Origin of the sequence: uncultured Veillonella sp. (genome assembly GCF_963551295.1) — a bacterium.
Lineage (GTDB): Bacteria > Bacillota > Negativicutes > Veillonellales > Veillonellaceae > Veillonella.
The window spans coordinates 19,271-34,364 of the sequence record NZ_CAUVFT010000008.1 but is presented as its reverse complement, the minus strand read 5'-3'; the positions used below and the strand labels follow the sequence as shown (position 1 = coordinate 34,364).

Here is a 15,094-nt window from a genome sequence, read left to right as displayed (position 1 = left end):
ATAAAATATATAAAGCGCTAACCGTGGTTAGCGCTTTTTTGCGAAGGGACCACTACTATGAAAAAATATTACCCTTATCTCATTACAGTGAGTCATATGATTAATGACTCTTGCCAAAGTGTATTGCCTGCCCTCTTGCCACTGTTCATCTATACCTATGGACTCAGCTTAGAACAAGCGGGCTTTCTTATCTTAGCCAATACAGCGTTATCTTCATTATTACAACCATTATTAGGGTATCTTTCTGACAAGATCAATCAGCCTCGACTCATCGCCTTAGGTGTTTTACTCTCTGCTTGTAGCACAGGTGTTATGGGTTTTGTCACTTCCTATGAAAGCTTACTTGTTTGTGCCACCTTAGCCGGTGTGGGGTCTTCTATCTTCCACCCTGAAGGGGCAAAGATCATGAACCGCCTCGGTGGCGGCAAAAAAGGAAAAGCCATGGGCACCTTTGCTATCGGCGGTAGCTCTGGTTTTGCCATCGGCCCACTCTTTGCTGGCTCTATTGCCTATACAGTAGGTCCGCATGGATTGGCGGCTTTCACCGTGGTAGGTCTTATCATATCAACGATTTTATTCATCCTCATGCCTCGCATAGTAGCTCATGCACGCACTATCGACCAAGCGGTAGCTACAGAAAACCCTACACTTGTAGACAAACCACTCAAAAATTACTGGAAATACTTTGGTATCTTGTTCGTTATCATCCTAAGCCAATCGGTAAACTTCCGCGTTATCAATGCATTTATTCCTATCTTCTGGACTCGTGAACTCGGCACTAGCCCAGAACAAGGTAGCTTTGCATTAACCATATTCTTTAGTATAGGCATCTTCATGACATATATCGGCGGTCTATTAGGCGATAAATATGGTCCTATCAAAATCATTAGACTATCCCTATTAATTTGGTTGCCAGCTATGTTCCTATTAACGGAAGTGCCAGCCTTCTCCCCTGTCATCATGATGCCTGTAGCCTATCTGCTACTACTCATGATTGGCGCTGCAAAAGCCATCAGTTATAGCCCAGTCATTGTACTAGGTCAAACATATCTAGCTAAAAGCATCGGCTTTGCCTCTGGTATTACCCTCGGCGTGAGCCAAACTATTGGTGGTATCATCGCACCTGTAGTAGGTAACCTTGCGGATACCTATACTTTACCTGCCGCTATGATGACACTTGTACCATTCCTAGTAGTGGGTCTTGGGGCTTCATTGATACTTAAAGATCCTAAAAAATTACAATAAACAAAAAAGAACCCTTCGCGTGAATTGCACCCCAAAAATTGGACACAATTTTTGAAAGTACAGAAACCAACGAAAGGTTCTTTTTATATTCAACTAAACACATCACATACAGTTTAGTGTTTTAGCATTTCATTCAATATAACTACGTCCGTTTCTTTCATACCTTGTGCCACAGCACCAATACTGCGGATGGTTTCATCAACGGAGTATGCTACAAGGCCATCGCCTTTTTGGTAATTTTTATTAAGGCGAGCTTGCTTATATCCCATAAAAGCACCATCAAGAGAAATCGCAATTTTACCTGCACAGGATGGTTTTGCACCATCGCATACGATACCCGATAAACTTGCAAGCCCATTTACAAGAGTGTTCTCGATTATATCTTTGCTATCACCTTTCAAGAAAGCTATGCCTGCTACACTTACCACACCAGCAGATACAACGCCACAGTATGCAGACAATTTACCAATACCAGATTTAACGTAAAGCGTTAACAAGTTAGCAAAGACGAGCGCTCGATACAATTCATCATCGCTTTTACCAAGTTCCTCGGCAGTCGTAATGATTGGTACAGATACCGTTAAGCCTTGGTTACCAGAGCCAGAGCAAATAACTACAGGCAATGGACATCCGCTCATACGCGCATCAGAGCCGGCCGCGGCACGAGCCTTGCATTTTGTTTCAAGAGATGGATTTTCATCGTCCAATAATAATAATTGACCAATGTTAGCACCGTAATCATTGGACAGACCTTCCTTAGAAATAGCAGTATTATACTCAACTTGTTGTTTTATTTGGGGAAGGATACCAGAAATATCACCGGTTAAGGCAAATTTATAAATGCTATCGAAAGTCATGGCATATTCTGTTTTAGCCGCTTTCTTGATTTCATTGACTGTTTCAGAGACAATCTCGCCATCTACTGATACATATGTTACATTCGTATGGTCATTTTCAATGCGAACAACCGCTGTATGTTCATCTGTTTCTGCAGTGATTTCTATATATAGATTATCTACACCTTCAGCGAGTGAAACGGTACAGAAGTTAGCATCAAGCAATGTGCCAAGCCATTTGCGATCTTCGTCTGTAGCAGATTCTAATACCTCTAGTTCACGCTCTGGATGACCTACAATAGCACCCAGTGTAGCAGCCGCCGTTAGTCCTTTTCGTCCCCCAGAATTTGGAATGACTACAGATTTTACATTTTTAATAATATTCGCGCTGCATCTTGCGTGAATACGGTTAGGAAATTCATCTAAAACAGAGACTGCCTTCGCAGCCGCATAAGCCAATGCAATTGGCTCAGTACAACCGAAGGCAGGACGCATCTCTGACTGTAACAAAGAAATATAATTCATCTTATACTTCCGCAATAATTTCCACTTCCACCAAAGCACCTAATGGAAGGTCTTTTACGGCTACGCAAGAACGAGCTGGTTTAGAAGTGAAATATTTAGCATACACTTCGTTGAATGCTTTGAAGTCAGCGATATCAGCCAAGAAACAAGTTGTTTTAATAACTTCGGAGAAGTCTGAACCTGCTTCAGCCAATACAGCATCAATGTTTTTACATACTTGTTCAGTTTGCTCTACGATGCCACCATCAACAATAGAACCAGTTGCAGGATTGAGTGGAATTTGACCAGAAGCGAATAACAAACCGCCTACTACTTTAGCTTGAGAGTAAGGACCTACTGCTGCTGGTGCTTTTTCTGTGAAAATTGTTTTCATGATAATTCTCCTTTTATAAATAAATATAAATTAATATGACTATGTTTAAGGCGCAAAACTCATTTTATTGCCTCGATATATATGACTTACCTCAATATATCACATATTACATAAAAATACGTATATAACCTATTATTTAATTGATTTAAATGCATTATCAAATATTGGTTTGAAATAATCACGTTGTACATCAGTTGTTATACCTACATACAACACCGGTTTTCCTGGCTTCAACACAAATGCAGCATTTGCATAGAGTGGAGTTTGTACATTTCCATCTGCATATAACAAGCGAGAGCTTGCAGCATACGTTTGATATTTTGTGCCAGCCACCGGATGTACTTGTTCTGCATTTTCTACGGTTAGAGTTCTAAGTGTCTTAGGCATAATCGTTGCTTTTTGGGGATCACGACTAGACACATTAATAGGTCCATTCAAAGGAACTACTGTTGTGCTAGTAGGAATCTGTTTATTTATTGTTCCTAATAAAAGTTGCTCTGTTACAGGATCAATTTGACCTTTATCAAAAGCGGTCATAGCAGCTATAAACATAGGGTCATTAGCCTTTTCTTTAGCCACTTGTTGCGCTATTTGTTTAACATCTACAGCTACTACGAATGCATCTTTTTGACCAGTTTTATCTGCCCCTTGTAATTGGTATACATCAAAATTAGTACCAAAATTTTGGAAAAATTCTTTAGCCATCATATTGGTCATCGTAGATTTTGAGGGATTCTGTTGCATTTGTTTCTCTACAAAATCACGAGTATTTGTTTTAGACGCAGAAACAATATTTACATTATTAGGTACTACCATAGAGCCCCCAATAGTTTGTACATCCTTGGCAAAACTAATACTTGATACAGTTCCTAATAAGCATGCAGTGCAAGCCAATACTTTCAAAGATTTCATATTATTTACCTCCCTTGAGAGATTGTGTTTGATACATATGATTCAATTCATTAGTCCAATAATCATGACTAGAGTCGTCAGACATTAAAAGCTGTAAAGATACACCCTTATCTGTAGGAACAGCATATCCAATTAAGGAGTAAGTGTTTCTAAAGCCATCATAGCTAAGACCACCTCGCAAATCACCAGTCACAGCCGTACCATAGCGCGTTTGAACAGGTTTATACGCTACATGAGTTGCATCGACACGCAATTGTTTCGTCATAAACTCAACATAGGAAATGAACTCTTGTTTATCCTTTGTAGATGTTTTCTTATCTGTAGCAAGCATTTTATCAACAGCGCCCATAATTTGAGCAGGTATTTTATCATTTATCATCTTCAAATCTTTTGATAACTTAGTACCTTCAACCGTGTTGCTTTTTAAGCCTTGTAATTGTTGTTGAGCCGTTTCTTTAGAGTAAGATTCCACATGTTTAGAGATGGAGTGCTTTAATGCAGCCTTTTCCGCATCTGATCCCTTCTCTAAAATAGTTTTATTCATACCTATAACTTGATCAATAGCATTTTTAGAATAGTTAATAACAATTAAACTACCTGTATGATGACCTTGTTTATCAGTACCTTGCAATTGATAGAAGGAGTAACCCTCAAGAAAATCCCCCTTCACTGGTTCAACAGCTACACCAGTCTGTGCTTTCACAACATTATTAATAGTATCAACAGCAGATTTATTTGCTACTTTGAGAAATTTATCTTGTTCTTGATTACGCAATCTTGCATCAGTAGAAATGTGCATAACTTCTACAGCTTTCACAGTTGGGGAGGTACTGCCGTACATACCATAACCTAAATCAACCGTATCAGCACATGCCACTGCCCCCATACCCACAGTTAAACAGGTAGCACAAGCCAATGTCATCATCTTTTTATTGAGAGTTCTCATAAGACACCTCACCTTTTTAACAATACACTATGTATAGATTGTTAGATAATCTGTGCAGTATATATTAAGAGTTTAAAAGATAATCTATACTGCATATATAAATTATTATACTATATCGACATATATAACTGTATAGTATAATTTACAAGCTTATCTTTCTGCTATACAATACATAAATAGACATGTAAAGATGATATATGTATGAGAAATGGAAAGGAGTGCACACTCGGTGTGCTTTTAATATGATACAAGAATTAATTCCCCTCACCAGGCCTCGCACATTAGCTGCCGCATTAGGGCCTACTATTTTAGGTGCCGCCTTTAGTTATTATGCATTTGGTGCCGTTCAGGGCACAGGGCTAGCTATATTCCATACGATACTTATATTCTTAGCAGTTGTAACCGCCCAAATTGTAGCAAATTTATGGAATGAATATAAAGACTTTAAATCTGGACTCGATGCTGGTCAAAAGATAGGTAATGCTGGTTCTATCACGCGTGGCGCTATAACACCAGAACTCATTATAACGATGATTAAAGTACTCATGTTTGTACCCATTATCATTGGTCTTTATTTATCTGCTACTATAACTTGGTATTACATCCCTATAGGCTTCTTATGTATTCTAATTAGTTTCCTTTACTCTGGCGGTCCAAAACCAATTTCTCGAACACCCTTTGGAGAAATTTCCTCTGGTATCGCTATGGGTTTTGCCATCGTACTCATTACAGGCTATGCCTGGACACGAGAATTATCCTTAGCTCTGTTAATTCCTGCAATTCCATCTACATTGTTAGTTGGTTCCATCATGTTGACGAATAATATCCGAGATATTAGAAATGATGAAAGCCATGGACGTTACACATTGCCAATCGTGCTTGGTCGTGAAAGAGCGCTCAGCTTAATGAGTATCTCATATATTTTCAATTTTATTTGGATCATTGCTTGGATTATAATAGGCCATATGACATGGTTCGCCTTATTAGCATTCCTTGCGGCACCACTAGCTTTCAAAACAATTCATACATTATCTACCAATACAGATGAGTTCCAATTAGATAAGGCTATGGGCACTACCGCTGGGGCAGCCATGATTTACCAACTAATGTGGGCGATTGGACTTATTATGGGCAAATTGTTTTAAAAATGAATATACTTATATTATAGGTTCTCCATAGTTTTTAGTTATGGAGAACCTATAATAATTCCTTCTTGATAGATAGGAAATTATTTAGTACTATAGATTTAATATTTTATATGTAATTATTGTATAAGGAGTGTGTGTAATGAGAAAATTTTTAGCATTAGCAGCTACTGTAATCCTTGGCGGCGCTTTATTAATCGCAGGCTGCGGTAACGACAACAAACAAGCTGCTAGCGATGGTAAACAAGTATTAAAAATTGGGGCAACAGCAGTACCTCACGCAGAAATTTTGGAACAAGTTAAACCGATTTTAGCAAAAGATGGTATCGAATTAAAAATCACAGAATTCACTGATTACAACACACCTAACTTGGCTTTAGGGGACAAAGAAATTGATGCCAACTTCTTCCAACACGTACCTTACATGGAGGAATTCGCAAAAGCTCACAAACTTGACTTAGTATCTGCTGGTGGTGTTCACCTTGAGCCAATGGGTTTATACTCCCGTAAAATCAAAGATTTGAAAGATCTTCCAAAAGGCGCTAAAATCGCTATTCCTAATGACCCTACAAACGGTGGTCGTGCATTATTGTTGTTACAAAAGCAAGGTCTAATTACATTAAAAGACTCTACAAACATCTTATCTACCGTACAAGATATTACTGCGAACCCTAACGAATATCAATTCGTAGAATTAGAAGCAGCACAAGTGCCTCGTTCCCTTGACGATATAGCCTTAGCAGCTATCAACACTAACTTTGCATTAAACGCAGGTCTTAACCCTGGCAAAGATGCATTGGCGATTGAAACTAACGATTCCCCTTACGTTAATGTCGTAACTGTACTTAAAGGTAATGAAAATGATCCTCGCATCAAAAAATTGATGGCTGCACTTCATAGCCCTGAAATTATCAAATTCATCCAAGAAAAATACCAAGGTGCTATTGTTCCTGCATTTTAAGGTATACTAAAAAGAGACCACACATAGGTGGTCTCTTTTTTACATATTATCGGCCCTAAATCTAAAAGGTAATAGTCCTTCTAAATCAACAACTGTATAGTCCCCTCTTAAATTTGCCATTATAATACGAGGTATTCCAAATTCAGAAATCACCTGACGGCAAGCACCACATGGAGCACAGGGTCCTTCCGTATCAGCAACTACAGCAAGGGCTTTAAATTTTGTTTGCCCTTCTGATACGGCCTTAAATATAGCAGTTCGCTCCGCACAATTAGTTAATCCATAAGAAGCATTCTCTATATTACACCCCTCATAGATGCTCCCATCCTCGCAAAGAAGGGCTGCGCCCACGCCAAAGTGTGAATACGGACTATACGATGTCTCACGAGCTACAATAGCCCGATTGATGAGCCTTTGAATCTCTTTTTCTTTCATATTTTGCTCCTTACTCTACAATATCAAGTATAGTATCTACTACTTTAGGTGCAGTATTGCCAATAGTAATAGCCTCTAAATAGGTCTGAGCCGCATTATTGAGTAAGCTTTCATCAGAGGCATATAGTGTGGCTATCCTTTCACCCATGCTAACGGCGTCCCCAGTTTTTTTGTGCATTACAATACCTGCACTATAATCAATAGGACCATCTTTAACCGTGCGACCTGCCCCTAGCATAACGGATGCAATGCCGCATTGTTCTGTATTCATATGGGTAATATAACCGTCTTGAGGCGACGTTACATCATAGGTAAACTTACCGATTTCCAATACTCGGTCATCATCGATAACTCTGCTGTCTCCACCTTGGGCTTCAATCATTAAGCGTAATCGTTCAAGAGCGGTTCCAGAATCTAGTGCTTGTTGCACGCGATTAAGAGCAGCTTCGTAATCACAAATATGACTCAATACGAGCATATGAGCTGCCATGATAACGCATTCATGACTTAAGTCTTCTGGTCCATTACCTTTCAACGTATTAATAACCTCTCGAATCTCCAAAGCATTTCCAATAGCATGTCCTAGCGGTCGGTCCATATCCGTCAAAATAGCCTTAACTGAACGGCCATTTTCCTTTCCAATATCGACCATTGCTTTAGCCAATTCACGAGCATCCTCTATGTTTTTCATAAAGGCGCCACTACCAACCTTTACATCTAACAAAATTGCTTGCGCACCAGAAGCCAGTTTTTTGCTCATAACAGAGGATGCAATAAGAGGGATGCTATCAACAGTTCCCGTCACATCGCGCAAAGCATATAGCTTTTTATCAGCAGGTGCAAGCCCTTCCGACTGACCTATAACAGCAAGACCGATTTTATTAACTTGATCGATAAAAGCATCTTGCTCTAAAGATACCTTTAAATTTGGAATAGATTCCATCTTATCAATAGTGCCACCTGTATGACCAAGTCCACGTCCAGACATCTTAGCCACCTTGCCGCCACAAGCGGCTACGAGAGGCGCAATAATAAGTGTTGTCTTATCCCCTACACCACCTGTACTATGTTTATCTACGGTAATCCCATCAATATTGGACAAATCTACCATATTACCTGATTGAGCCATAGCCAAGGTCAAGGTTCCTAGTTCGCGAGCGTTCATACCATTAAAAACTATGGTCATCAAGAGCGCACTCACTTGATAATCAGGGATTTCCCCCTTTACATAGCCATCTATGACAAAGCGGATTTCCTTATCTGATAACGGCAAGTTCGCTCTTTTCTTCAGAATAATATCATACATACGCATAGTTACACCGCCATTCTAAGAAACCACCTAAGCATAGCCTAGGTGGTTTTCTATTATACTTCTTCGTTCAAGTGATTCTTTAGCAACTCTACAGCTGCACTGGCTCCAATTCGACTACAACCTTCTGCAATATAGGCTTTCATATCCGTAATAGAGCGAATACCACCTGCGGCCTTAATCTGTACATTAGAACCAATATACTTTTTAAAGAGTCTAATATCTTCAAGGCTTGCACCGCCGCTACCAAATCCAGTAGATGTTTTAATATAGTCTGCACCACCATTTGTAATACATTTGCAAAGCGCTACCTTTTCAGAATCTGTAAGATAACAAGTTTCGATAATAACCTTTAAAATCTTATCGCCACAAGCCTCCTTAAGTGCTGCAATTTCGTTCGTTACCGCTTCAAAATCACCTTGCTTTACATCTCCAAGATTAATAACCATATCAATTTCAGAAGCGCCCTCTTCAATAGCCTGTTTCGTTTCGGCTACCTTTACCTCTGTTGTTTCATACCCTAAAGGAAAGCCAATAACGGTACATATGTTAAGTTCTGGATATGCTTCATGGGCAGATGCTACAAAGTCTGGAGGAATACAAACAGATGCAGTTTTATACCTTAAACCAGCCTCACAGACTTCTTTTATATCATCCCATGTAGCTGTAGGACGCAATAATGTATGATCTACATAAGCTAATAATTCTTTACCCAACATAGTACCTCTCCTTACTAAAAGAACGACATTTGCTCTGGTTCTGGCTCTTTATGTAATGCATCTTGAGCAGAGCGATTTTTATCATCAATGAATGGTTCTAACGGTACACCTGTAATCTTTAATAAATCTGGTAAGCTATTAACGCCTTTTAACTTAGCAGCTTCTAATACAACCTTTGCACAAGTCTCCGCATCATCCAGTGCATAGTGATGCTTAAACTCAACTCCAATGTATGCAGCCATTGTATTCAACTTATGATTAACTAAATCAGGCCATACAGCGCGTGAAAGCTTAACAGTGCATGCATAATCTATTTCTGGCCAAGGGATTTTATAATAATCTAAGGTAGCACGCAATACGTTCATATCGAATTTCGCATTATGAGCCACCATAATATTTCCTTTTAAATGATTTTCATAAATGGCATTCCACAACTGATCAAAGGTCTTTTCATGAAGAACATCCTTCGGTTGGATACCATGAATTTCAATACATTCATCATCAAAACTCATAAACGGGGGTTTAATGAGACTATAGGCTTTCTTTGCAATTTGTCCATCCTTTACGGTAATAACCGCCAAGGAGCACGCACTGTTTTTAAATTTATTAGCTGTTTCAAAGTCTAATGCAACAAAATCTAACATAGGACTCCTTTCAAAATCTATATATAAGAATTATATTCATTTACTCTACTTATTATAGCATGAAATAGACTATAATCTACTGTTCAAAGGTGACCAATAATCACCTCATTTACACCAATTTTAATTGACAGATAGGCCCTCAGTATGTGAAAATTATTTAGATATGTATGTAGTATGGAGGTTGCAACATGGCAGATGACAGATTAATCGTTGCCCTTGACGTATCCACAATGGATGCAGTGAAAGAAATCGTATTATCCCTCGGTGATTCGGTTAGCTTTTACAAGGTCGGTATGGAGCTATTCTATGCCGAAGGAGCAAAAACAATTCGTTTTTTACAGGAGCAAAACAAACAGGTATTTCTTGATTTAAAATTGCACGACATTCCAAATACCGTAGCCCATGGCGTTTCTTCTTTAACACGTCTCGGTGCTAGTTTAATTACTCTACATGGTCAAGGTGGACCTGTCATGATGAAAGCTGCTGTTGATGCAGCTCGTGAGAGTGGGGAGAAACTAAGCGTTGAGCGACCAAAATTATTAGCCATCACTGCTTTAACCAGTTTCGACGATGAATCTTGGACTGCTATCGGTGGTCAGCTACCAATTTCCGACCAAGTCATTCGCCTTGCAAAACTCGCTAAAGACTGTGGTATGGATGGTGTTGTATGTTCCGCATTAGAAGCTAAAATGATTCGCGAAGCATGTGGCGATGACTTTCTCATCGTCACCCCTGGTATTCGTCCTTCCTTTGCAACAACAGACGACCAAAAACGGGTTGCTACACCAGCTAGTGCATTACAAGATGGAGCATCTCGCCTCGTTATTGGTCGCCCTATTACACAAGCCGAAAAACCTCGTGAAGCGGTTCGTTTAATTATTGAAGAAATGGAGAAAGTATCCAAATGATGACAGAACAAGAAGTAAAACAATTACTGATCGACACTCAAGCTATTTTAGAAGGTCACTTCCTTTTGACATCTGGTCTCCACAGCCCAATGTATGTTGAAAAATTCAACGTATTGCAACATCCTAAATATACTGAAGCACTTTGTAAAGATTTAGCTGAACGCTTCCGCGATCAAAATGTAGAACTTGTTATTGGTCCCATGACTGGTGGCATTTTACTAGCTCACGAAGTTGGTAAGGCTCTTGGCACTCGCGCCATCTTCACAGAACGTGAAAAAGGCGTTATGACATTGCGTCGTGGCTTTAAAATCGAGCCAGGCACAAGGGTACTTATCGTTGAAGACATCGTAACTACTGGTGGTTCTGTACAAGAAGTAGTAAATGTTGTAAACCAATCCGGTGGTGAAATCGTAGGTGTAGGCCTTCTTGTTAACCGTTCTGGTGGCAAAGCAGAATTCGGCGTTCCTCACGAAAAAGTACAAGCATTACTCAACCTTGAGGTGCCTACATATAAACCTGAAGAATGCCCTCTTTGCAAAGATGGCGTAGCTATGACAGAACGTGGTTCTAAACACATCAAATGAAATTATAAACAGATACAAAAAGAGCTCCTTCACTGAGGAGCTCTTTTTGTTTGTGTGTAGTTATTGTGTGTAAGAGAGAGATTCTGATACGAATGTATCACATAGAGTGTGTGGCTCTATGGTGGCCATGAATGCACTTTCACGACCACGTTCTCTAATATCTCATAAGAGAAGTAAACTCATAAAATATGGTTAGTTTTGTGAAGTTTGTGGTGCACCTTGACCAGCTGGTTGTTGTGGTACAGTTCCATTAGGTTGACCACCTGGAAGAGGTTGACCTTGTGGAGGCACTTGACCACCTTGAGGTGCGACCTGACCATTTTGTCCTTGTGGAATCATCTGACCATTAGGAGCTACAGGTTGACCATTTTGATGCATATGTTCACCATTGTTTGGACCCATACCATTTTGGGGCATCATTTGATTATTTCCATCCATCATATGTTGGTCCATATGCATATTAGAACCATCATGTCTATGTGGTTTTCTAAACTGTTGTTCATTCGTTTTCATCCATTCACCAAAATTAGGTAAATCATTAACTGCAAAGGATGTAACTGCCCCAACAGCACAAATTACGGTTAAAATCGCTGTTATTATAATTCGTCTCATAAATCCTCCTTAGTCCACATTGCGGAAGTAACGTTCACGCACACCGCGAAGCTCTGTACCAACAAAGACGCATGTAAGTCCACCAAATAAACCTACACCACCAAGTGCCACTAGAGTTACAATGGACAATACTGGAAATGCAGTAACATTCTCAAATGGTTGCCATGAGCTACCTAGTAAGAACAAGATAGCCGGTGTAATAATGAATATAAGAGCACCTACAATATAGGATAAGGCACTTCCAATAGAGAGCAAGGTCTTAGATGCTTTTTTAGCCATCCCCGGTAATTGAGGTAAAAGACGCTCTTTATAATCATCAAATCGTGCATAAATTTCCTGCATATTAACGGATTTACTTTCACTGCCATCTTGATTCATTGTATCTGTAATGATACCTGCATCTACGTAGGATGCATATATTTCCTCTGGAGTCCCTAAGGATTTAATGATCTCACTATCGGTAAGCCCTTTTTCATAACCTACCGCAAAATGCTCTTCATAAACCTCTATAATACTCTCCACATCTGCAACACGCGCTTTTTTAAATATATTACGCAATGCATCTAAAAAGCTATTTTTGTTCATTATAGTCAACTCCTTTCAACAGCATATTGATAACACCAGAAAATTCATCCCATTCTTGACGCATCTTGTTATATGCTGCACGGCCTTCGTTCGTGATATGATAGTATTTCCTTGATGGGCCTGTAGAAGACTCCTTTAAATACGTTTCAACATACTTTTCTTTTTTCAGTCTATTAAACAATGGATATATCGTTCCTTCAGATATTTCAATATATTCCGAAATGGTGCTTACGATTTCGTATCCGTAGCGATCATTTTGTGTTAATAATGCTAGCACCAGCATGTCCATAACACCTTTTTTTAATTGAACTTGCATAGTTCCTCCCTTTTAGGCTGTGCTTGCCTGCCAATGTGAAAGCTCTCTTACGGTCACTATCATGTACTGACAAATACATAATAACATAAGGTACCTCGGAACGCAAGGTACCTTACAAAATAATATTGAAAATTAATATATTTTTTTCTTCTTTCTATACTAAAAATACAGTTAATTTCTGCATTTATAGAAAAAAAATTTTTCAAAAAATTTCTTATTTATCGTATTTTTTATACAAAATCTATTAAAGTACTCTATTATAACAAAAAACCCTCATCTAAAAGATGAGGATTTTCTAACACTACAAAAGAAAGTAGTGCATTATTGAAATACTTAATTAAGTCTTATTTACTAGATTCTAATTTGAAGACGCTTCCCCTAATTTAAGCTGTGCGCTCTTCATTTTGCCGTTATGAGTATAGGATATCAAAATTATATCTCCAGGGCTCTTAGCATCGATTTGCTCTTTTAATTCGAGTAATGTAGTAATATCCTTACCATCAATTTGCGCAATCGTATCCCCTTCTACGAGGCCAGCCTGTGCAGCAGGACCATTTGAATCAAGTTGCACAATAAGGAGTCCATCACCTTCATAGGTTACATTATTACGAGCTGCAGTTTGACGGTCTACAGCCCATACCCCAATATAAGGACGAATGACCTTACCATTTTTAATAATAGAATCAACAATTGTCATCGCAGAATTAATTGGAATGGCAAAGCCCATACCTTCAATTCCCTCTTTAGAGATTTTGGCGCTATTAATACCAATTAACTCTCCATCTGCATTAATAAGAGCACCGCCTGAGTTACCTGGATTAATGGCTGCATCAGTTTGAATCAATGGGAATCGTTGACCTTGATCATCAATTGTACGTGCTAAGGCACTAATAACACCAGAGGTAACTGAACCTTTAAACTCAAGACCTAAAGGATTGCCAATAGCAATAGCTGGCTCCCCTACTTGTAAGGAGTCAGAGTCACCAATTTTTATAGGTTTAATATCTTTTGGAGGTTTAATTTTTACAACTGCTAAATCCGTCTGTGAATCTGAACCTATAACGGTCCCCGTCACCGTACTGCCATCAGACAATGATACTGTAACCTCCCCATTTTTAGCCCCCGCCACAACATGTTTATTTGTTACAATATGTCCATCATTATCGATAAGCACACCAGACCCAACACCTTCTCCAGCATAGATAGTACGGTTAAAAATATCCTTTTGAAATACTTGTGTTGTAATCCCTACTACAGCAGGCCCAGATTCTTTAGCCGCTTGTACTACATAGGTATTACGTGTTTCAGTAATAGGCTTAGTCTGTTTAGTTTGTTCTCTCACGTTTGTTGGTTGCGTATTAACAGGGCTGCCAAAGAAATAGTATCCTCCGCCTACTCCAATACCCAAAGCAAGAATACACGCAATTACTGTTTTCTTATATTTTGAAAATGTCATGTAGATCTCCTTATATTCTTCTTAATATTCTTCTACATCACCCATAACTTCTTAATGATGATTATAAAAGTTAAGATTAGAACCAAATCATAAATCATATAATTATGATGCTTTATAAATACGCCACGTCTCACACTAATTCAAATCATCTCAAAATTAATTTTATAAAATTGATTTTGATGAACCTATTATATTACGCCTGCTTTTACAATGCAAGATATCAATTTATAACTTTTCTTATAAAAATATATTTATTATAACCGTATATCCTCCACTAGATAAATACCTAGAATTCTAAAAGAAGCTATATAGAATGTATTCAACTATCTAAAGTCTAAAAAACATAAAGGGCATTCACTAGCCGTCGCTAGCAAATGCCCTTTATGCATATAGTTTGAGAGTGTAAGGACTGTTGAGAGAGAGTATATGTGATCTAGATAAGCTTTAGAGAGAACTTATTAAGAGAGAGAAGTTAAAATATTACTTATCTAGAGTCATAGTCAGCCTTACTTAAATAAGTATACATGGAATATCTAAACTATCAAAGTAACTATATAAACAATTCTTAAACCTTTGATTATAT

17 protein-coding genes are annotated in these 15,094 nt (G+C 38.6%); 5 read left to right on the top strand and 12 right to left on the bottom strand.

Annotated elements, in window-relative coordinates:
- Positions 1–57: 57 nt before the first annotated feature.
- A complete protein-coding gene (locus RYO55_RS03390) occupies positions 58–1,245 on the top strand; it encodes an MFS transporter (protein ID WP_314984193.1) in 1,188 nt (395 codons plus the stop codon).
- Between the two features lie 113 nt (positions 1,246–1,358).
- Here RYO55_RS03390 and RYO55_RS03385 read toward each other — a convergent pair whose 3' ends face one another.
- The 4 genes from RYO55_RS03385 to RYO55_RS03370 all read right to left on the bottom strand — a co-directional run bounded on the left by RYO55_RS03385 (position 1,359) and on the right by RYO55_RS03370 (position 4,837).
- The gene (locus RYO55_RS03385; RefSeq protein WP_314984191.1) at positions 1,359–2,606 is read right to left on the bottom strand and encodes an L-serine ammonia-lyase, iron-sulfur-dependent, subunit alpha; all 1,248 of its coding nucleotides are present in this window, start codon (positions 2,604–2,606) and stop codon (positions 1,359–1,361) included.
- 1 nt (position 2,607) lies between these two features.
- Entirely contained in the window at positions 2,608–2,979 is a 372-nt protein-coding gene (locus tag RYO55_RS03380; protein ID WP_012863972.1) for a RidA family protein, read from the bottom strand.
- 132 nt (positions 2,980–3,111) lie between these two features.
- The gene (locus tag RYO55_RS03375) at positions 3,112–3,891 is read right to left on the bottom strand and encodes a hypothetical protein (protein WP_302498549.1); all 780 of its coding nucleotides are present in this window, start codon (positions 3,889–3,891) and stop codon (positions 3,112–3,114) included.
- Position 3,892: 1 nt separating this feature from the next.
- Positions 3,893–4,837 carry a hypothetical protein gene (locus tag RYO55_RS03370; protein WP_314984189.1) on the bottom strand — a complete coding sequence of 315 codons (945 nt, stop codon included), beginning with the start codon at positions 4,835–4,837 and terminating at the stop codon, positions 3,893–3,895.
- Positions 4,838–5,079: 242 nt separating this feature from the next.
- On the opposite strand from RYO55_RS03370, the gene menA reads away from it, so the two are divergent.
- Entirely contained in the window at positions 5,080–5,982 is a 903-nt protein-coding gene (gene menA, locus RYO55_RS03365) for a 1,4-dihydroxy-2-naphthoate octaprenyltransferase (protein WP_302498547.1), read from the top strand.
- Positions 5,983–6,124: 142 nt separating this feature from the next.
- A complete protein-coding gene (locus tag RYO55_RS03360) occupies positions 6,125–6,943 on the top strand; it encodes a MetQ/NlpA family ABC transporter substrate-binding protein (RefSeq protein ID WP_314984188.1) in 819 nt (272 codons plus the stop codon).
- Positions 6,944–6,982: 39 nt separating this feature from the next.
- On the opposite strand, the gene RYO55_RS03355 is transcribed toward RYO55_RS03360, so the two are convergent.
- Genes RYO55_RS03355 through RYO55_RS03340 form a run of 4 tightly spaced genes read right to left on the bottom strand, consistent with a single transcriptional unit; the run spans position 6,983 to position 10,050 of the window.
- Positions 6,983–7,378, bottom strand: coding sequence for a cytidine deaminase (locus RYO55_RS03355; RefSeq protein WP_270279167.1), 396 nt, complete (start codon positions 7,376–7,378; stop codon positions 6,983–6,985).
- Between the two features lie 10 nt (positions 7,379–7,388).
- Complete coding sequence (locus RYO55_RS03350) at positions 7,389–8,690, bottom strand: pyrimidine-nucleoside phosphorylase (protein ID WP_314984186.1); 1,302 nt, start codon at positions 8,688–8,690, stop codon at positions 7,389–7,391.
- Positions 8,691–8,743: 53 nt separating this feature from the next.
- Positions 8,744–9,406, bottom strand: coding sequence for a deoxyribose-phosphate aldolase (gene deoC / locus RYO55_RS03345; protein WP_314984184.1), 663 nt, complete (start codon positions 9,404–9,406; stop codon positions 8,744–8,746).
- A gap of 14 nt (positions 9,407–9,420) precedes the next feature.
- Positions 9,421–10,050 carry a 3'-5' exonuclease gene (locus RYO55_RS03340; protein WP_308521569.1) on the bottom strand — a complete coding sequence of 210 codons (630 nt, stop codon included), beginning with the start codon at positions 10,048–10,050 and terminating at the stop codon, positions 9,421–9,423.
- A gap of 188 nt (positions 10,051–10,238) precedes the next feature.
- On the opposite strand from RYO55_RS03340, the gene pyrF reads away from it, so the two are divergent.
- Together pyrF and pyrE are read left to right on the top strand one after the other, a co-directional pair.
- Positions 10,239–10,958: an orotidine-5'-phosphate decarboxylase gene (pyrF, locus tag RYO55_RS03335; RefSeq protein WP_314984180.1), complete on the top strand. Its 720-nt coding sequence runs from the start codon at positions 10,239–10,241 to the stop codon at positions 10,956–10,958.
- On the top strand, positions 10,955–11,542 hold the full coding sequence (gene pyrE, locus RYO55_RS03330; RefSeq protein ID WP_302498542.1) for an orotate phosphoribosyltransferase: 588 nt from the start codon (positions 10,955–10,957) through the stop codon (positions 11,540–11,542). Before pyrF ends, pyrE begins: the two co-directional genes overlap by 4 nt.
- Before the next feature lie 192 nt (positions 11,543–11,734).
- Here the strand turns inward: pyrE and RYO55_RS03325 are convergent, their stop codons facing one another.
- The 4 genes from RYO55_RS03325 to RYO55_RS03310 all read right to left on the bottom strand — a co-directional run bounded on the left by RYO55_RS03325 (position 11,735) and on the right by RYO55_RS03310 (position 14,511).
- Positions 11,735–12,154 (bottom strand): transcriptional regulator, encoded by a 420-nt coding sequence (locus RYO55_RS03325; protein ID WP_314984179.1) that lies wholly within the window; start codon positions 12,152–12,154, stop codon positions 11,735–11,737.
- A 9-nt stretch (positions 12,155–12,163) separates the two neighbouring features.
- Positions 12,164–12,739 (bottom strand): DUF1700 domain-containing protein, encoded by a 576-nt coding sequence (locus RYO55_RS03320; protein WP_008602778.1) that lies wholly within the window; start codon positions 12,737–12,739, stop codon positions 12,164–12,166.
- A complete protein-coding gene (locus RYO55_RS03315; protein WP_004698323.1) occupies positions 12,726–13,055 on the bottom strand; it encodes a PadR family transcriptional regulator in 330 nt (109 codons plus the stop codon). The genes RYO55_RS03320 and RYO55_RS03315 overlap by 14 nt, the downstream gene beginning before the upstream one ends.
- Before the next feature lie 358 nt (positions 13,056–13,413).
- On the bottom strand, positions 13,414–14,511 hold the full coding sequence (locus RYO55_RS03310; protein ID WP_308521566.1) for a trypsin-like peptidase domain-containing protein: 1,098 nt from the start codon (positions 14,509–14,511) through the stop codon (positions 13,414–13,416).
- Between the last annotated feature and the right edge of the window lie 583 nt (positions 14,512–15,094).